General features: G+C 57.1%; 13 protein-coding genes and 1 tRNA gene. 5 read left to right on the top strand and 9 right to left on the bottom strand.

The window, feature by feature from the left end; translation table 11 throughout:
- Nucleotides 1-62 precede the first annotated feature (62 nt).
- Entirely contained in the window at nt 63-233 is a 171-nt protein-coding gene (locus ACHH0Z_RS17505; protein ID WP_164725120.1) for a hypothetical protein, read from the top strand.
- Nucleotides 234-593: 360 nt separating this feature from the next.
- Here ACHH0Z_RS17505 and ACHH0Z_RS17500 read toward each other — a convergent pair.
- Nucleotides 594-688 (bottom strand) — tRNA-Sec (locus tag ACHH0Z_RS17500).
- A gap of 290 nt (nt 689-978) precedes the next feature.
- Between ACHH0Z_RS17500 and ACHH0Z_RS17495 the strand changes: the two genes are divergently transcribed.
- Nucleotides 979-2,370 carry a glycoside-pentoside-hexuronide family transporter gene (locus tag ACHH0Z_RS17495; RefSeq protein WP_045406906.1) on the top strand — a complete coding sequence of 464 codons (1,392 nt, stop codon included), beginning with the start codon at nt 979-981 and terminating at the stop codon, nt 2,368-2,370.
- Nucleotides 2,371-2,382: 12 nt separating this feature from the next.
- Complete coding sequence (gene yicI, locus ACHH0Z_RS17490) at nt 2,383-4,701, top strand: alpha-xylosidase (RefSeq protein ID WP_045406913.1); 2,319 nt, start codon at nt 2,383-2,385, stop codon at nt 4,699-4,701.
- Between the two features lie 128 nt (nt 4,702-4,829).
- Here the strand turns inward: yicI and ACHH0Z_RS17485 are convergent, their stop codons facing one another.
- Both ACHH0Z_RS17485 and xanP read right to left on the bottom strand, forming a co-directional pair.
- Nucleotides 4,830-6,524, bottom strand: coding sequence for an AsmA family protein (locus ACHH0Z_RS17485; RefSeq protein ID WP_045406915.1), 1,695 nt, complete (start codon nt 6,522-6,524; stop codon nt 4,830-4,832).
- A gap of 119 nt (nt 6,525-6,643) precedes the next feature.
- Nucleotides 6,644-8,035, bottom strand: coding sequence for a xanthine/proton symporter XanP (xanP, locus tag ACHH0Z_RS17480; RefSeq protein ID WP_008502668.1), 1,392 nt, complete (start codon nt 8,033-8,035; stop codon nt 6,644-6,646).
- Between the two features lie 225 nt (nt 8,036-8,260).
- Between xanP and gltS the strand changes: the two genes are divergently transcribed.
- Nucleotides 8,261-9,463, top strand: coding sequence for a sodium/glutamate symporter (gene gltS / locus ACHH0Z_RS17475; protein WP_008502669.1), 1,203 nt, complete (start codon nt 8,261-8,263; stop codon nt 9,461-9,463).
- 2 nt (nt 9,464-9,465) lie between these two features.
- Here gltS and recG read toward each other — a convergent pair whose 3' ends face one another.
- From recG to gmk, 5 genes are read right to left on the bottom strand one after another with little or no spacing between them, the layout of a single operon-like run.
- Complete coding sequence (gene recG, locus ACHH0Z_RS17470) at nt 9,466-11,547, bottom strand: ATP-dependent DNA helicase RecG (RefSeq protein WP_045406916.1); 2,082 nt, start codon at nt 11,545-11,547, stop codon at nt 9,466-9,468.
- 3 nt (nt 11,548-11,550) lie between these two features.
- Nucleotides 11,551-12,240 (bottom strand): tRNA (guanosine(18)-2'-O)-methyltransferase TrmH, encoded by a 690-nt coding sequence (gene trmH, locus ACHH0Z_RS17465; protein WP_021242410.1) that lies wholly within the window; start codon nt 12,238-12,240, stop codon nt 11,551-11,553.
- Between the two features lie 4 nt (nt 12,241-12,244).
- Nucleotides 12,245-14,359 carry a bifunctional GTP diphosphokinase/guanosine-3',5'-bis pyrophosphate 3'-pyrophosphohydrolase gene (spoT, locus tag ACHH0Z_RS17460; protein ID WP_008502673.1) on the bottom strand — a complete coding sequence of 705 codons (2,115 nt, stop codon included), beginning with the start codon at nt 14,357-14,359 and terminating at the stop codon, nt 12,245-12,247.
- Between the two features lie 19 nt (nt 14,360-14,378).
- Nucleotides 14,379-14,654 carry a DNA-directed RNA polymerase subunit omega gene (gene rpoZ, locus ACHH0Z_RS17455; protein ID WP_000135058.1) on the bottom strand — a complete coding sequence of 92 codons (276 nt, stop codon included), beginning with the start codon at nt 14,652-14,654 and terminating at the stop codon, nt 14,379-14,381.
- 54 nt (nt 14,655-14,708) lie between these two features.
- Nucleotides 14,709-15,332: a guanylate kinase gene (gmk, locus tag ACHH0Z_RS17450; RefSeq protein ID WP_008502674.1), complete on the bottom strand. Its 624-nt coding sequence runs from the start codon at nt 15,330-15,332 to the stop codon at nt 14,709-14,711.
- Nucleotides 15,333-15,583: 251 nt separating this feature from the next.
- Between gmk and ligB the strand changes: the two genes are divergently transcribed.
- Nucleotides 15,584-17,254, top strand: a complete 1,671-nt coding sequence (gene ligB / locus ACHH0Z_RS17445) for an NAD-dependent DNA ligase LigB (protein WP_045406918.1) — start codon at nt 15,584-15,586, stop codon at nt 17,252-17,254.
- Here ligB and ACHH0Z_RS17440 read toward each other — a convergent pair.
- Complete coding sequence (locus tag ACHH0Z_RS17440; RefSeq protein WP_039267072.1) at nt 17,251-18,903, bottom strand: phosphoethanolamine transferase; 1,653 nt, start codon at nt 18,901-18,903, stop codon at nt 17,251-17,253. The genes ligB and ACHH0Z_RS17440 overlap by 4 nt on opposite strands.
- Nucleotides 18,904-18,992: the final 89 nt, after the last annotated feature.

Genomic DNA, 18,992 nt, shown 5'->3' with positions numbered 1-18,992 from the left:
TTCGATGATCCAGGGTATAATCCTAAAAGCTGGCAAAAAGTCAGTATTTTGAGGAAATGAAAATGGCAGTTAATAAACCATACGGTGATGGCAAGCGAATCGGTGCTGTACGTGAGCGTAGCCAGTGTCAAACTCCAAGCGGGCATTGGGTCAAGCGTGATACAGAAACTGGGCGTTTTATGGATGTGAAGGCAGACAAAACTCCGTTTAAAGGAGTCCGAAAAGAAAAATAGCCGTTACCGGTGGAACGATAACAGCTACTGTGGTGCTAGTCACTAAAGGTGGTGGAACACCTTAGTGAGGATGCTATACGGGAGGTCTCCATCCCGGAGCATAATTCTAAAGCTAAAAAATTATACTCTTTTAGCACCATTTTATCCAGAGATCCCTCCCTAACATACTTGGGAGATTTTGATGAATCGTTCAAAAATTGTTCGTGTTTGCGCTTACGTCCGTTTTCGTTTAGGTCGTTTTGAGCATGTGTGTGCGCATTGGCGTTCATTGCCACATTAAAGTAATGGGAAAGGGAGGAGAGAAATCTCTTCCTTTTTTATCAGTAAAGAAAAAAAAGATTTCTAAAAAGAGTGAGTCATTGGCGGAAGATCACAGGAGTCGAACCTGCCCGGGAACGCTGGCGTCCCCAACTGGATTTGAAGTCCAGCCACCTCACCGGAGATGACGATCTTCCGCGCCTGCATTGCTACATGGAGGCGGGGCGCATTATAGCTACTTTCAGGCATTTACCACATACCCCACACCACTTTTTTCACCTCTCTTTTGACCTGCACCCCCCTGTTTCAGTTAATTCTTAAGAAAATCCTCAGGTTAACCTTTCGTGCTCTCCAGTATTTACCGCGATCACAAAAAACAAGAAACGTAATCTGCTAACCAGAAAACGCAATACCCGCTCAAGAAACAATGGTTTAAAAACACTGTAACCGGTCTCAGCGCCCCCTATAGCGTGAAGGATAAAAAAAGATGAGCGAAGTATTGTCAGTAAAAGAGAAGATTGGCTACGGCATGGGAGACGCCGCCAGCCACATCATTTTTGATAACGTCATGTTGTACATGATGTTTTTCTACACCGACATTTTCGGCATTCCCGCCGGGTTCGTCGGCACCATGTTCCTGCTGGCCCGCGCGCTGGATGCGATCTCCGACCCGTGCATGGGGCTGATTGCCGACCGCACCCGCAGCCGCTGGGGCAAGTTCCGCCCGTGGATTTTGTTCGGCGCGATCCCGTTCGGCATCGTCTGCGTGCTGGCCTACACCACGCCGGACCTCAGCCTTAACGGCAAAATGGTTTACGCCGCCGTTACCTACACCCTGCTGACCCTGCTCTATACCGTGGTCAACATTCCTTACTGCGCGCTGGGCGGCGTGATCACCAGTGACCCGACGCAGCGTATCTCCCTTCAGTCCTGGCGCTTTGTGCTGGCGACGGCGGGCGGCATGCTCTCCACGGTGCTGATGATGCCGCTGGTGAAGCTGATTGGCGGCGACGATAAGGCGTTCGGCTTCCAGGGCGGGATTGCCGTGCTGTCGGTGGTCGCGTTCCTGATGCTGGCGTTCTGCTTCTTCACCACCAAAGAGCGCATCCAGGTGCCGCCGAGCACCACCTCCATACGGGAAGACCTGCGCGACATCTGGCACAACGACCAGTGGCGCATCGTCGGCGTGCTGACCATCCTCAACATCCTCGCCGTCTGCGTGCGCGGCGGCGCGATGATGTACTACTGCACCTGGATCATGGGCTCGCCGGAAGTGTTCGTCGCGTTCCTGACCACCTACTGCGTCGGCAACTTGATTGGCTCCGCGCTGGCGAAACCGCTCACCGACTGGAAGTGCAAGGTCAGCATTTTCTGGTGGACCAACGCCGCGCTGGCGGTGGTCAGCGTGGCGATGTTCTTCGTCCCGATGCATGCCACCGTGGTGATGTTCGCCTTTATCTTCGTCATCGGCGTGCTGCACCAGCTGGTGACGCCGATCCAGTGGGTCATGATGTCCGATACCGTCGACTACGGTGAATGGACTAACGGCAAGCGCCTGACCGGCATCAGCTTTGCGGGCACGCTGTTCGTGCTGAAGCTCGGCTTGGCGCTGGGCGGAGCGATGATCGGCTGGATGCTGGCAGGCGGCGGCTACGATGCGGCGGCCAAAACCCAGAACAGCGCGACCATCAGCATCATTATCGGCCTGTTTACCCTGGCCCCGGCGGTCTGCTACGTGCTGAGCGCCATCATCGCCAAACGCTACTACACGCTGAAAACCCCCTTCCTGACCAAAATCCTGGGCGAGCTGGCGCGGGGCGCACGCCGCAATCAGCAGGAGTTTGAAAACCTGTCGGTCAGCAAAGAATTGCAGAACTAAGAGGACGAAAGCATGAAAATCAGTGATGGAAACTGGCTTATTCAACCGGGCCTGAACGTGACGTATCCGGTGCAGGTGTTTGACGTGGAGCAGCAGGGGAATGACCTGGTGGTGTTTGTTGCGCCGCGTGACGTGCGCGAACGCACCTGGCAGCTCGACACGTTGATGTTCACGGTGCGCCTGTTTGCTCCACAGGAAGGGATTGTGGGGGTGCGCATCGAGCACTTCCAGGGCGCGCTTAACAACGGCCCGCACTATCCGCTGAACGTTCTGAAAGACGTGAAGGTAGAGATTGAAAACAACGCCGATTTTGCTGAGCTGAAAAGCGGCAGCGTCAGCGTGCGCGTCACCAAAGGCGAGTTTTGGGCGCTGGATTTCCTGCGCAACGGCCAGCGCATTACCGGCAGCCAGCTGAAAAACAACGGCTACGTGCAGGACAGCAATACCCACCGCAATTACGTGTTCGAACGTCTGGATCTGGGCGTGGGGGAAACGGTCTACGGCCTGGGCGAGCGCTTTACCGCCCTGGTGCGCAACGGCCAGACGGTCGAGACCTGGAACCGCGACGGCGGCACCAGCACCGAGCAGTCCTATAAAAACATCCCGTTCTACCTGACCAACCGCGGCTACGGCGTGCTGGTGAATCACCCGGAAAACGTCTCGTTTGAAGTGGGCTCCGAGAAAGTCTCTAAGGTGCAGTTCAGCGTGGAAGGCGAATATCTTGAGTACTTCGTTATCGACGGCCCGACGCCGAAAGAAGTGCTGAACCGCTATACCCGCTTCACCGGGCGTCCGGCGCTGCCGCCTGCCTGGTCGTTCGGCCTGTGGCTCACCACCTCGTTCACCACCAACTACGACGAAGCCACGGTGAACAGCTTTATCGACGGTATGGCCGAGCGCGACCTGCCGCTGCACGTCTTCCACTTCGACTGCTTCTGGATGAAGGCCTTCCAGTGGTGCGACTTCGAGTGGGATCCGGTGACCTTCCCGGACCCTGAAGGGATGATCCGCCGCCTGAAGGAGAAAGGGCTGAAGGTCTGCGTGTGGATTAACCCGTATATCGGCCAGAAATCCCCGATCTTCCGGGAGCTGAAAGAGAGGGGCTATTTGCTCAAGCGTCCGGACGGCTCCCTGTGGCAGTGGGACAAATGGCAGCCGGGGCTGGCGATTTACGACTTCACCAACCCGGATGCGTGCCGGTGGTATGCCGACAAGCTGAAAGGGCTGGTGGATATCGGCGTTGACTGCTTCAAGACCGACTTCGGCGAGCGCATCCCGACCGACGTCCAGTGGTTCGACGGTTCCGATCCGCAGAAGATGCACAACCATTACGCCTACATCTACAACGAGCTGGTGTGGAACGTGCTGAAAGAGACGGTGGGTGAAGAAGAGGCGGTGCTGTTTGCCCGCTCGGCGTCCGTGGGTGCGCAACAGTTCCCGGTACACTGGGGCGGCGACTGCTACGCCAACTATGAGTCGATGGCCGAAAGCCTGCGCGGTGGGCTGTCGATTGGCCTGTCCGGCTTCGGGTTCTGGAGCCACGATATCGGCGGGTTCGAAAACACCGCCCCGGCGCACGTCTACAAGCGCTGGTGCGCGTTCGGGCTGTTTTCCAGCCACAGCCGCCTGCACGGCAGCAAATCCTACCGCGTGCCGTGGGCGTACGATGACGAGTCCTGCGACGTGGTGCGCCACTTCACCCAGCTGAAGTGTCAGCTGATGCCGTACTTGTACCGTCAGGCGGCGCTGGCCCGCGAGTTCGGCACGCCGATGCTGCGGGCGATGATGCTGGAGTTCCCGGACGATCCGGCCTGCGATTACCTTGACCGTCAGTACATGCTGGGGGATTCAATGATGGTGGCACCGGTATTCTCCGAGGCGGGTGACGTGCAGTTTTATCTGCCGGAAGGGCGCTGGACGCACCTGTGGCACAACGACGAAATTCAGGGCAGCCGCTGGCATAAGCAGCAGCACGATTTCATGAGCCTGCCGGTCTACGTGCGCGACAACACGCTGCTGGCGCTGGGCAACAATAACCAGAAGCCGAACTACGCGTGGCACGAGGGGACAGCCTTTCAGCTGTTTAACCTGGACGATGGCGCAACGGCGGTAAGCGAAGTGCCTGCGGCGAACGGCGCGGTGGCGTTTACGCTGAAGGCGTCACGTCGGGGCGACATCGTGACCTTTACCGGCGCGGGAGACGCGCAAAACTGGTCGGTGTGTTTGCGCAACGTGCAGAAAGTGCGCGGCGTGAAGGGCGGCTCGCACGCGGGCAGCGAGTGGGGCGTGGTGGTGAAAGCCGAAGGGAATGAGGTGGTGGTTCAGCTCTGAGGTGGAAAATGCCCGGTGGCGCTTCGCTTACCGGGCCTACGGTAATTATGCGGTCTGATGCCCTCTCCCACAGGGAGAGGTAACCAAAACCTCGTAGGCCGGGTAAGGCGAAGCCGCCAACCGGCTTTTTACTGTGCCGGCGCCATCGCCGACACCACGCCGCCCGTCATCGTCTGCTCTACCTGCTGCTTATCCATATTCACCGCGCTCAGCTTCCCATTCACCGTTGGCTTCAGCGGCGCACTGGCCTGCACGCTGCCGCTGGCGGTGAGCTGAATATTGCCGTCGCCCGTGATCGGCAAAGCAGGCCAGCCCCACTGCTGCAGCACGCTGAGCGGAACGCCGCGCCCGTTCAGGCTCACCGCGGTCTGCCGCTGCGGCAGCTGGGAAACGGTCGCCGTGGCTTCCAGAATACCTTTCTCGGTAAACGCGCTCAGGTCGGTAATGTTCACCGTCGCGGCGTTAGCATTCAGCGCCAGCGACGGACGGCGCACGTCCACGCGGTTAAAGGTCGCCGCCGCGCCGTTCAGGGTTGCGCTGCCGCCCCAGACGCCCCACTGGCGATCTTTCACCAGCTGCAGGTTTGCGCCATAGCCGTCCAGCGAGGTGATCTGCCACGGGAAGGCGGGATCGATGTCGATCACCAGGTTGCGGCTCAGGCCAAATTTTTGCAGCGTGACGCTGTTCAGCCATTCCGGCAGAGGCGCCATCCACAGCGTTTTCCAGTTCTGCGGCAGGGTATACTCCAGCCCGGCAATGGCGACATCGTCCAGCACCAGCGCTTTACCGTCGCGCAGCCAGTTACCGGACGTGCGCACCATGCCGCCTTCCCAGCGGGAGGTGAACTGGCGCAGCGCCATGCCCTGCGGGGAAAACTCCGCATTCAGGATCGGATCAAAAAGATGCAGCGAGCCGTAGATAAACTCGCTGGCGTTCATCGACAGGCGGCCTTCCTGGCTCTGCCAGTCACCTTTGCTCAGCGTCAGGTTGCGCAGGCTTAAATCGAGGTCGGTCACCGCCCAGTCCGGGCCCTGAAGCCGGGCGTCGGTCACGTCCAGACGACCAATCTGCAGAGAGGGGATAGTGGCGAGCGGTGCGAAGAACGCCGTCAGCGTTTTATCGCTCTGCAGGCGGATCTCGTTCAGGCGCATCGTGTCGATAATCCAGCTCCCGTCGGCGTTGCGCAGGGCCGAGCCGGTGAGCGAGCCCCGGGCCATATCGGCGCCAATCGTATTCAGCACCACTTCCTTGCCGTTAAGCTGGCCCTCGATCAGCACGTTGGTGGCCGGTACGCCGTTGAGGGTCAGCGAGCCTGCGCTCATCTGGATCTGCGCGTGATTACCCAGCACGTTGCCCGCTTCCGGCTGCCATGGGCTGACGCCGCCCGTCACCTTCTGCGCGCTCAGATCCCATTCGGTATTCGGGCTGTTAAAGGCCATATTGTTCAGCTGCAGGCGATCCGCCTGGAAGGGCAGCGGCGCGGTCTGCGGGGAGAGATTCAACGTGCCGTCGAACAGGGTGATGGTGTCCACGTGCAGCGGATCGGTTATCTGGCGGCTGCTGAGGCCGATATCCACTTTTTTGGCCACCAGCGTGGCGGGTTTACCGTCCCGGCCGAAGGTGACGTTTTCCAGAATGATGTGGGATGGTGACGAAAAGCGGTGATTCATCTTGTCGAAACTGAGCTCGTAGTCGGTATTCACCGTTACCCAGCTGCTGACCTGAGTCGCGCCCCAGCGGGTCTGGAGCAGAATATAGAGCGCCAGTATCACAATGAGCAGGGCTACCAGAAGATAGACGAGTAGCTTTCCAATAAATTTCATGGTCTTCCATCCCGCAAAACGCACATAAGGGAGTTATGCACGATTTATGCGCAATCCTCAAGGCGGGAATGGTGTAAATAGATGTCACGGCAGACATTGACTGCCTGCCGTGAAGGGGATCAGTTCTTTTCAGGCGGGAAAACGAGGTTCAGCACGATAGCGGTGATACCGCCCGCGGCAATGCCGGAAGAGAGCAGGTTTTTCACCCAGTCCGGGGCAAACTGCAGGATCAGCGGCTGCTGAGAAACGCCCAGACCGACGGCCAGCGACAGCGCAATAATCATGATTGCGCGGCGGTTCAGCGGCTCGCGGGAGACGATACGCACGCCGGAGGCCGCGATCGTCCCGAACATCACCAGCGTTGCACCGCCCAGCACCGGCTCAGGGATGTGCTGCACAAAGCCGCTCACCGCCGGGAACAGGCCGAGGACGATCAGCATCAGCGCCACCACGAAGCCGACATAGCGGCTGGCCACGCCGGTCAGCTGGATCACGCCGTTGTTCTGACCGAAGCAGGAGTTCGGGAAGGTATTGAAGACCGCAGAGACAAACGAATTCAGACCGTTCGCCAGCACGCCGCCTTTCAGGCGCTTCATGTACAGCGGGCCGGAAACGGGCTGCTCGGAGACGTCGGAGGTGGCGGTGATGTCGCCGATGGTCTCCAGAGAGGTGATCATAAAGACCAGCATCAGCGGCAGGAGCAGGCCCCAGTCAATGCCCAGACCGTAATACAGCGGCGTAGGGACAGTGATCAGCGCGCTGTTGGCTGGCGCGGTGTTCTCCGGCAGCATGCCCAGCGCCCACGCCAGCAGGTAGCCTGCCGCCATGGCGATCACCAGCGAGGCGACGCGCAGGTATGGGTTACGCTGGCGGTTAAGCAGAATAATGATGGCCAGCACCACGCCCGCCAGCAGCAGGTTTTTTGGCGCGCCGAAGGTGTGGTCGCTCATCGCGGCATAGCCGCCGCCGATGGAGGTGAGGCCCACCTGAATCAGCGACAGGCCGATAATCATCACGACGACGCCGGAAACCAGCGGGGTGATAACGCGGCGAGCCAGATGCAGAACGCGGGAGATCACCATCTCCGTACAGCTGGCCAGCATCAGCGTGCCGAACAGCGCCGCCATCATGGTCGGGACATCCGCACCGCCGGTTTTCAGGGCCGTACCGCCCATGATCAGCGGCGCCACAAAGTTAAAGCTGGTGCCCTGAATCGACAGTAAACCCGACCCCACCGGACCCCACGCTTTAATCTGGATAATCGAGGCCACGCCGGAGGCGAAGAGAGACATGCTGATAATGTGCTGCGTGTCCTGCGCCGGTAAACCGAGCGCCTGACAGATCAGCAGCGCCGGGGTGATCACCGCAACAAACATCGCCAGAAGATGCTGGCAGGCGGCGAAAAGCGTCTGCGGCAGCGGCGGGCGGTCTTCAAGGCGGTAAATCAGTTCGCTATTTTGCTTCTGCGCAATCGGTTGCGCATCAGGCGACTCTATGGTGTTAACGGACATCGGCGGCAATCCCACGGTGGAAAAGCGGGCATTTTATCTGACCACCTGGTAAAAGCAAACGATTGCCAGCAAAAAAAGACAAGAAAATCTGCCGCTGTGAGCAGGTTTTCTACATCCGATGAGGAAAAAAAATTACACTTTTTGCGCCGGAAGCTCATGAAGAGCGCTAACCGGCCCAGGATAACGCCGCGTGTGTATGGAACACGCGCAAAAAAGGAGCCTTCTATGATTCATCTCGATACGTTGTCGACCCTTGTTGCCGCAACGCTGGTGTTACTGCTTGGCCGTAAGCTGGTACATAGCGTTTCCCTTCTGAAAAAATACACCATTCCTGAACCTGTCGCTGGCGGCCTGCTGGTGGCACTGGCCCTGCTGGTGCTCAAAAAAAGCATGGGCTGGGAAATCGATTTTGACATGTCCCTGAAAGACCCGCTGATGCTGGCCTTCTTTGCCACCATCGGCCTGAACGCCAACCTGGCAAGCCTGCGGGCGGGCGGTAAGGTGCTCGGCGTATTTTTGATTGTGGTGGTGGGGCTGCTGCTGATGCAAAACGCGATTGGCATCGGCATGGCGACCTTGCTGGGGCTGGACCCGCTGATGGGGCTGCTGGCGGGGTCGATTACGCTGTCAGGCGGTCACGGTACCGGGGCGGCGTGGAGTAAATTGTTCGTTGAGCGCTACGGTTTTGAAAATGCAACGGAAGTGGCGATGGCCTGTGCCACCTTTGGCCTGGTGCTGGGTGGCCTGATTGGCGGCCCGGTGGCGCGCTATCTGGTGAAGCACTCCACCACGCCGGACGGCAGGCCGGACGACGAGCTGGTACCGACCGCCTTTGAAAAGCCTGACGTTGGGCGCAGTATTACCTCGCTGGTGCTGATTGAAACCATCGCGATGATCGCCATCTGCCTCACCGTGGGCAAAGTGGTTGCGCAATGGCTGGCGGGCTCCGCGTTTGAGCTGCCGACGTTTGTCTGCGTGCTGTTTATCGGGGTGATTCTGAGCAACGGCCTGGCGCTGATGGGCTTCTACCGCGTGTTTGAACGGGCGGTGTCGGTGCTTGGCAACGTCTGCCTGTCGCTGTTCCTGGCGATGGCGCTGATGAGCCTCAAGCTGTGGGAGCTGGCCTCCCTGGCGCTGCCGATGGTGGCGATTCTGGCGGTGCAGGCCCTGTTTATGGCGCTGTACGCCATGTTTGTCACCTGGCGCATGATGGGCAAAAACTACGATGCGGCGGTGCTGGCGGCGGGTCACTGCGGTTTTGGTCTGGGGGCAACCCCAACGGCTATCGCCAACATGCAGGCGATCACCGAACGGTTTGGGCCATCGCACATGGCGTTTCTGGTGGTGCCGATGGTCGGGGCGTTCTTTATTGATATCGTCAACGCGCTGGTGATTAAGCTGTACCTGATGCTGCCGATGTTCGCCTGAAATCAGGCGTTGGAATAGCGTTCGGTTTCCGGCATCCAGCGCTCAATTAACGCTGCCGCCTGCTCGGGGTAGCGTTCATGAATGTGGCGGGCGAGGCGCTGAACCTCGGGGATCATGGCCTGATCGCGCAGTAAATCCGCGACTTTGAATTCCGCATTCCCCGTCTGACGCGTGCCCAGCAGTTCACCGGGTCCGCGGATCTCCAGGTCTTTTTGCGCAATCACAAAACCGTCGTTGCTGTCGCGCAGCACCTGCAAACGCATCTGGGCGGTTTTCGAGAGCGGCGCTTTGTAGAGCAGGACGCAGTGGGACGCTACCGCGCCACGGCCGACGCGCCCGCGAAGCTGGTGGAGCTGGGCAAGGCCAAGGCGCTCCGGGTTTTCGATAATCATCAGGCTGGAGTTCGGCACATCCACGCCCACTTCGATGACCGTGGTCGCGACCAGCAAATGCAGCTCGCCCTGTTTGAACGACTGCATCACCGCCTGCTTTTCAGCGGGCTTCATGCGTCCGTGAACCAGACCCACGTTTAGCTCCGGCAGGGCGAGCTTTAACTCTTCCCACGTGGCTTCGGCAGCCTGCGCTTCCAGCAGTTCCGACTCTTCAATCAGGGTACAAACCCAGTAGGCCTGACGCCCTTCGTGGGTGCAGGCGTTGCGCACGCGGTCGATGATATCGCTGCGACGCGTGTCAGGAATGGCAACCGTCGTGACTGGCGTACGGCCCGGGGGGAGTTCGTCGATGGTGGAGGTATCCAGATCGGCGTAAGCCGTCATCGCGAGCGTGCGCGGGATCGGCGTGGCGGTCATGATCAGCTGATGCGGGTGGAAGCCCTGCTGCAGTCCCTTTTCCCACAGCGCCAGACGCTGATGCACGCCGAAGCGGTGCTGTTCATCGATAATCACCAGCGCAAGGCCGTTGAACTGCACCTGCTCCTGGAAGATAGCGTGCGTGCCGACAATCATCTGCACCTGCCCGCTGGCGATGGCTTCCTGCTGCGCAAGGCGCGCTTTGCCCTTTTGTTTTCCTGCCAGCCAGCCTACTTCAATCCCCAGCGGCGCGAACCAGGCGCGGAAATTGTTGGCGTGTTGTTCCGCCAGCAGCTCGGTCGGCGCCATTAACGCGACCTGTTTACCGTGGGCAATGGCGCGCAGGGCTGCAAGGGCGGCAACCAGCGTTTTACCGGAGCCTACATCGCCCTGTACCAGGCGCATCATCGGCACGTCGAGCGCCATATCGCGTTCAATCTCGGCGGTGACGCGCGCCTGCGCGCCGGTGGGTTTAAACGGCAGAGAGGCCAGCAGCTTATCTTTGAGTGCATCATTCTGGCTTAAAGGCTGAGCGTGGAAACGCTGCGCGCCCGCACGAAGCGCCAGCATGCTCAGGTTATGCGCCAGCAATTCCTCAAGGATAAGACGCTGTTGGGCGGGGTGTTTGCCGCTTTCTAAATCGCTGAGCTGCAGCGTGGGCGGCGGACGGTGCAGGGTTCGCAGCGCCTCGGGCAGGCTCATCATGCCCTGCGCCAGCTCGGGTGGCAGCAGCTCGGTAATGGCGCAGGTATCCAGCAGCTCCAGCGCCTGATCGGTGAGCTTACGCAGCGTCGCCTGCTTGATGCCTTCGGTCGTCGGGTAAACCGGGGTGAGCGTCTCCTGCAGTTCCGGCGTGCTGAGATCGCCCTGCACGCGGTACTCGGGGTGGATCATCTCTGCGCCGTACTTCCCGCGTTTGGCTTCGCCATAGGCCAGCACCCTGCGGCCTGTCGCCAGGCTGTTTTTCATCGCCGCGCTGAAGTTGAAGAAACGCATGGTGAGAATGCCGGTGCCGTCGCTGATCTGGCAGGTCATCATCCGGCGTCCGCCGAAGGTGATGTTGCAGTTCAGGACTTCGCCTTCAACGGTGGCGTAAATGGCAGGAAGGAGATCGCCAATCTTATAAAGCTGGGTGCGGTCTTCATAACGCAGGGGGAGGTGAAGCAGGAGATCCTGCACGGTGTGCAGGCCAATTTTGGCCAACTTACTGCTTTGCGCCGCGCCCACGCCCGTCAGGCTGTTGAGCGGGATAGCATCCAGCAGGCGGCCTTTCATCGCTTACCCGGCGTACTGCATGGTGGCCCACCACTCGGCATCGGCTTCAATTTCGCCCTGCGCGTTGACGTGGGGGTAAGGCAATTTTTTCTGCTTCGCAACGCGAGCCAGCACCGGATAACCACCTTCAAACAGCAGGCGCTGCTGTTCATCTTCCGGCAGCATGCTGTTGCTACGCTCGTACATGCCGGCGTTCTGACGCTGGCGCTGCGCTTCATACAGAATGAGCGCGGACGCCACGGAGACATTGAGAGACTGGACCATGCCGATCATCGGAATGATGATGTCCCGATCCGCCAGATCCAGCGCTTCCTGTGAGATCCCGGTTTTCTCCTGACCCATCAAAATGCAGGTCGGGCGAGTGTAGTCGATCTCGCGAAAATCCACGGCTTTAGCGGACAGGTTAGTGGCAAGGATTTGCATCCCGCGCCCTTTCAGGTGCGAAACGGCATCGCCAATTGTCTGGTGAGATTTGACGGAAACCCAGCTGTTACTGCCTGCCGCCGCCGAGACCATGGTGCGCATCCGGTGACCCGGCCAGACGGCGTGCACTTCATGCACACCGACGGCATCGGCGGTACGGACGATAGCAGAGACGTTATGCGGTTTATGGACCTGCTCCATGCAGACCGTCAGGTCAGGCTGACGCCTGGCTAGCATTTCGCATATCCGCGCGTAACGTTGTGAATTCATACCACTAGTTTCGGTTACGGGTGACTTTAATCACGTCCGGCATGACGCGGATCTTGCGCATGATATTCGCCAGATGCACGCGGTCGCGGGCGGTCAGACGAATAAAGGCGCTGTACACGCGGCCATCTTTTTCTTCCGTATTCAGGCTTTGAATATTGGAAGAGGCCGTGTTGATCGCTGCCGTCAGGTTCGCCAGGGCACCCTGGTGGTTGAACATATCCACCTTAATCTCGGTGATAAATTCCTGCGCCGTCTCTTTATCCCACTCGACCGCCATAAACTTCTCGGCTTCTTTCTGGTAGCCGCGAATGTTACGACAGGATTCGTGGTGGATAACCAGCCCTTTACCTGGGCTGACGTGCGCAATAATCGGGTCGCCTGGAATTGGACGGCAACATTTTGCGAAGGTGATCAGCACCCCGTCCGCGCCTTTGATTGGCAGATGAGCATGGCCGGATGCGCCTGGCGCAGAAGGTATTGCTTCGCCCTGCTGCAGGTTTTTCGCCACCACGACGCTCATGGCGTTGCCCAGACCAATTTCCGCCAGCAGATCGTCAAGAGACGTGAGCTTCATACGGTCGAGCTCGCGCTGGATATGCTCCGGTGGGATCTCAGCCAGCTTACGGCTGCCGCCCAACGCGTGGTTGAGCAGACGACGCCCCAGGCTGACGGAATCATCACGCTTGAGGTTTTTCAGCAGCTGGCGGATTTTAGCGCGCGCTTTGGAGCTCACGACAAAGTTCAGCCAGGCCGCGTTCGGACGTGCGCCCGGCGCGGTAATAATTTCCACCGTCTGGCCGCTGGCGAGCGGCTGAGACAGCGGGTAAGGTTGTCTGTCGACGCGCGCGCCCACGCAGGCATGGCCGATATCGGTATGCACGGCGTAAGCGAAGTCGACCGGCGTTGCACCCGCAGGGAGTTCGACAATGCGACCTTCGGGGGTGAAAACGTAAATCTCATCCGGGAAGAGATCGGATTTCACGCTCTCGATAAATTCAAACGAGCTGCCCGCACTCTGCTGAAGTTCCAGCAGGCTCTGCATCCAGCGCTGGGCGCGGATTTGTGCGGTCGTACTGCTTTCGCCACCGTGCTCTTTATAGGCCCAGTGCGCGGCAACACCCATCTCTGCCATCTGGTCCATGTCTTCGGTGCGAATTTGCACCTCAACAGGCACGCCGTGCGGCCCGATCATCGAGGTGTGCAAAGATTGATAGCCGTTCGCTTTTGGAATGGCGATGTAATCTTTCATCCGCCCCGGACGCGGTTTGTAGAGGCTGTGCATCTGCCCCAGCACGCGATAGCAGGTGTCCGAGTCATGGACAATGACGCGGAAGGCGTAGATATCCATGATCGAGTGAAAACGCTGCTCCTTGAGCACCATTTTGCAGTAGATGGAGTACAGGTGTTTCTCGCGACCGCTGACGCGGCACGGAATTCCCGCTTCCTGCAAGCGCCCTTCGATTTCAGAGAGGATCTTTTGAATCATCTCCTTACGGTTGCCGCGTGCGGCTTTCACCACCTCTTTAATCACGCGATAGCGGTTCGGGTACAACGCTTCAAAACCCAGCTCTTCCAGCTCGGTTTTAATGTGGTGAATACCTAAACGGTGCGCCAGCGGACTGTAGATTTCGAGGGTTTCACGGGCAATGCGGCGACGTTTATCCGGGCGAAGTGAGCCCAGCGTGCGCATGTTGTGGGTGCGGTCAGCGAGTTTGATGAGAATGACGCGGATATCCTGCACCATCGCCATAATCATCTTGCGGAAGTTTTCGGCTTGCGCCTCTTTCTTGTCGCGGAAATTCAGCTTATCAAGCTTAGAGACCCCTTCCACCAGTTCGGCAACGCTTTTGCCAAACAGCTGTTCCATGTCCTGGTAAGTGGCAGGGGTATCTTCAATCACGTCGTGCAGCAGCGCGGCCATCAGCGTTTCGTAGTCGAGTTTCATCTCGGCCAGAATACAGGCCACCGCTACCGGGTGCGTGATGTAGGGTTCACCGCTTGAACGTGTCTGGCCCTCGTGAGCGTCACGTGCAACGAGATACGCCTGCTGAAGACGCTTAATCTGGTCTTCAGGCAGGTAGATTTGAATCAGTTGATTCAGGCTTTCAAACAGATACAAGGGCGACCCGCAGGTTTAATTAACGACGACCTTCAGCAATAGCGGTTACGGCCTGCAGTTCTGCGGCTTCCTGCTCTTGCTGCTCCTGGCGCTCACGCACGTCGAGGATCTGGTTGTTGATCAGACCTTCTTCGATTTCGCGAAGTGCAATAACGGTGGTTTTATCGTTTTCTTCCGGTACCAGCGGATCTTTACCGCCTACCTGCATCTGACGAGCGCGACGCGCGGCGACCAGCACCAGGTCAAAACGGTTACCAATTTTCTCTACAGCGTCCTGAACAGTTACGCGTGCCATACTTAAAATGCTCCACAGGTGAAGAAATGACTGGGCATGATACTGAAAGTGGGTTCAGTCTGCCAACAGTTTGGTGATTAATGCGTCATGTCGCTGCTTCTGGCGGCTCATACGCAGACGTTCTGCACGAAGAATGGTTTTGAGATCGCTCAGTGCGGCATCAAAATCATCATTCACAATAAGGTAATCATATTCCGCGTAATGGCTCATTTCTGCAACAGCCTGTTCCATACGCTTTGCGATGACTTCTTCGCTGTCCTGACCGCGGCCACGCAGGCGGCGATCCAGCTCATCTTTCGATGGCGGTAAAATAAAGATACTGCGCGAGTCAGGCATTTTCTTGCGAATTTGCTGTGCACCCTGCCAGTCGATATCCAGGAACACATTCACGCCCGTGGCCAGAACCTGCTCAATGGTTTCACGCGAGGTACCGTAGTAATTACCGAATACTTCCGCGTGTTCAAGAAACGCGTCTCTGCCGATCATCGCTCTGAACTCGTCGTGATCCACAAAGAAATAGTGTTCGCCGTGCACTTCACCCGGACGCGGTTGACGCGTGGTGTGAGAAACAGAAACCTGTGTGTCGTACAACGGTTGGGTTTTTAACAGTGCCTGAATAAGGCTGGATTTACCCGCGCCACTAGGGGCAGAAACAATATAAAGCGTGCCTTGAGCCATGAGAGTCTTTTGTATGTGTTAACGAAGAAGTCCTACATACGGGCTTATTATACACGTCACTGCCGTGTGACGTAGCCTTTGTCACACTTTTTCCCCTGGATTATTGAATTTTGCGTGCCGTTTTCAGGTTTTATCTGGGGTTTTCAGCAATCCAAAGAAATACCGGATAGCGTCTCGCATTGTGAATCGTTGCCGTTAGCGTTTTTTCAGGCATCGGGATATACCTCCAGCAACACAAAGGAGGAGTAGCAATGTGGCGATGGATAAGCGGATTAATGCTCTTGTGGAGTGGCTATGGCGCGGCGGTGTGCCCGGTCTGGTCGCAGGCAAAAGCTGAGAAAGAGATGGCGTCGTTAAGCGCGCAAATCAAACGCTGGGATGACGCTTACTGGAAGCAGGGCGTGAGTGAGGTCAACGACGAAGTTTACGACCAGCTTAACGGGCGCTTAATGCAGTGGCAGCACTGTTTTGGCAGTGAGCCTTCAGAGGAGAAACTCCCTGCGCTGGTGGGAAGCGTAAAACATCCTGTTGCCCATACGGGCGTACATAAAGTGGCCAGCAAAGAGGAGTTGAGACAGTGGATGCGTGCGCGACAGCATCTGTGGATGCAGCCCAAAGTTGACGGTGTGGCGGTAACGCTGGTCTATCGTGACGGAACGTTAACCCAGGCCATCAGTCGTGGTGATGGCCTGAAAGGGGAAGACTGGACCGGGAAGGTGCGTTTGATCCCGACTATTCCGCAAAAGCTTACCGGCAAGCTCGCGAACAGCGTCTTACAGGGCGAGCTTTTCTGGCTAAGCGACAATCACATTCAGCGGCAGATGGGCGGGATGAACGCTCGCGCAAAGGTGGCGGGGGCGATGATGCGGCAAAAGGATAACTCAGTTTTGAGCAAGATCGGCGTGTTCATCTGGGCCTGGCCGGATGGGCCGAAAGATATGCAGACATCTTTAGCTGAACTGTCTCAGGCCGGTTTTACGCTGTCGGCACGGTATACGCTACCCGCCGATTCTGTTGATGCCGTTGAGAAACAGCGCGCCGCCTGGCACGTAACCGGATTACCCTTTGCCACGGATGGCATTGTGGTGCGTTCGGAGGATGCGCCCGCAGGGGAAGGCTGGTTACCGGGCGAAGGCAACTGGCTGGTTGCGTGGAAATATGCGCCTGCAGCCCAGGTGACCGAGGTGAGTGATATTCATTTTTCCGTGGGTCGAACGGGCAAAATGTCCGTTGTAGCCGCACTGGAACCTGTGCAATTGGACGATAAACAGGTACGGCGGGTGAGTCTGGGCTCGGTGGAGCGCTGGCAGAGGCTGGATATTGCCTCAGGGGATCAGATCCAGGTCAGCCTGGCCGGGCAGGGTATTCCCCGGTTTGATAAGGTGGTCTGGCGCGGGACGGACAGACATAAACCCGAGCCTCCAGCCTCGCGTTATCATGCGCTGAGCTGTTTCTATGCTTCTCCGGAATGTATGGAACAGTTCTTTGCCCGACTGACCTGGCTCAGCTCAAAGCAGGTGCTTGATATTGAAGGATTAGGCGAGTCAGGCTGGCGCACCCTCTGGCAGGCACATCATTTTGAACACCTCTTTTCGTGGCTGTTATTAACGCAGGCGCAAATGCAGGCTACGCCTGGGTTTTCCTCCGCGCGCGGGCTGGCGCTCTGGCATCGATTTAATCTGGTGCGCGAGAAGCCATTTATTCGCTGGCTCATGGCATTGGGTGTTCCGCTGACACAGGCTTCGCTGAAGGCGATGGGGAACGTAACGTGGCAAACGCTGAGTGGACATAACGTAAAGAACTGGCAAAGCCTGCCGGGAACGGGAGAGAGGAAGGCGCGACAAATTGTTGCATTCATCCATGACCCTGGCGTTGCCGGGCTGGCATCCTGGTTAGGCAAGCAGGGCCTGCCTGGATTTTAGAGCGAGCTTGCTTTAGCTTTGCGCCAGGGGGTATGTCTGTCTGGTGAACTGAAGGTTTCGCGGAGCTGATCGTAGTCATAGATGTGGCGGCCGCCATCAATTACCGGGATAAGTGTGGGAGCCTGATAGCACGCCGCAAGCACCGAGCTGCATTGATCAACACCCGTTGTGATTCCAAGCCACGTCAACATCAACTCATAATTGCTTGCTGTGGGCCACGCTTCATGCACCCACCCCACCGATCTTTTTTGAGCATTCAGGGCTTGCTGGCTATACCAGATAAACTGGGGGACCTGGTAAGCCTCTTTGCTTGGGTTGCGTGAGCCATGCATATAGATGGAGTTCAGCTGCGGGTTTTTTTCCAGCCCATGGTCTGAAAAATAGAGCAGAGAGGATGCGCTGCCCTGCAGACGTTTAGCTACTTCGCCAATGAAGTAGTCGGTAAACAGAATCGCATTATTGTAGCAATCTTCATACTTGTTGCCGGTATGCAGAATATTTGCGGATGGCGGATACCGATCGCAGGCCATCTCATGACTACCGTTGATATGCAGGAAAATTAACTTCCTGCCGGGTGCTTTAAGCGCCTCATCCAGGGCAGGTAAAAGTTCGGTGTCATAACGGGTGTCAATCCACTGGGCTTTATGGCTAATAGAAGCAATCGCCACAATATAGTTATTGCTCTTGCCTGTATTACCCTGGGCGCTAATCCATTCGGTATGATAGCCCGTTTTTTTAGCGACGCTAACGATATTGTCTGCAAGCTTATCGGTGGTGAAGTGGTCTGGATCAGCTTTACTTAATATCATCGGCACGGAAAGCACGGTGGCTGACGCAGGGGCAATAGCATTGCTAAAAATGAGGGAGTCCTTCGCCAGCAAGGATTCCACTGGCGTGGTATCCTGGTGAAAACCGTAGAGCTTCATATTGCTGCGACGTGCGGATTCACCCACGATAACAACATAGTTTTCGATGCCCGTTTCATGATACTGCAACGCAGGATAATTGACGCTGTGCTGGCTAATTTTCTCCGCCAGCGCGTTATCGCGATGGGCAATAATGAACTCTGCGCCGGTGTAAAATGGCGTATTGGTTAAAATCCGGGAGCTTAGCGGATAATAAACTTCAAGGTCATGGCGTTTTTTTAGCCAATTTGCCGTCGAATACCAGCCAAAATAAACGGCAAGCAGAACGAAGCCGATAGTTTTGACGCGGAAAGAAACATGCTCGCTAGCTGCTTTGATTGCGAACCAGGTGACAATAAAGTAAGCAAACGCGGCTGGTAAACAGTGTAGGTATAAACCTGACATGCTTTTCGCTTCGGCAACGTGAGTGCCGAGAATACTCATCGCGAATACCGTGTTAAATTCGCTCTGGTAGACGCTCCAGGTACTGTAAGCAATCGCAAAATTTAACGTGAGCAGGGCGGTTAAAAAAAATGCGAGGATCTTGCCGGGAAGCGAGCGAAAGATTGCTGCGGCGCAAACCAGTAAAAGCGCATTACAAATCGCAATGCGCACTGCGAATCGTGCAGGTTGCGTTAAAAATACTGGCCATAACTGAATCAGCACGGAAACGAGCAGCAAAATTAAAAAATGGCTGCTGAGTTTTTTATTAATAATCAGGGCTGACGTTTTGGCAAAGGACATTGTTTTAACGCAAGTTTATGGGGACAAAGATGCGACAGTTTATCGCGTTTGGCCCGGTTATATGAGATAACAAAAAGTGCTTTTTACTA

Source organism: Enterobacter cloacae complex sp. 2024EL-00227, from assembly GCF_043945315.1.
Lineage (GTDB): Bacteria > Pseudomonadota > Gammaproteobacteria > Enterobacterales > Enterobacteriaceae > Enterobacter > Enterobacter roggenkampii.
This window is presented reverse-complemented; position numbering and strand designations above follow the sequence as displayed.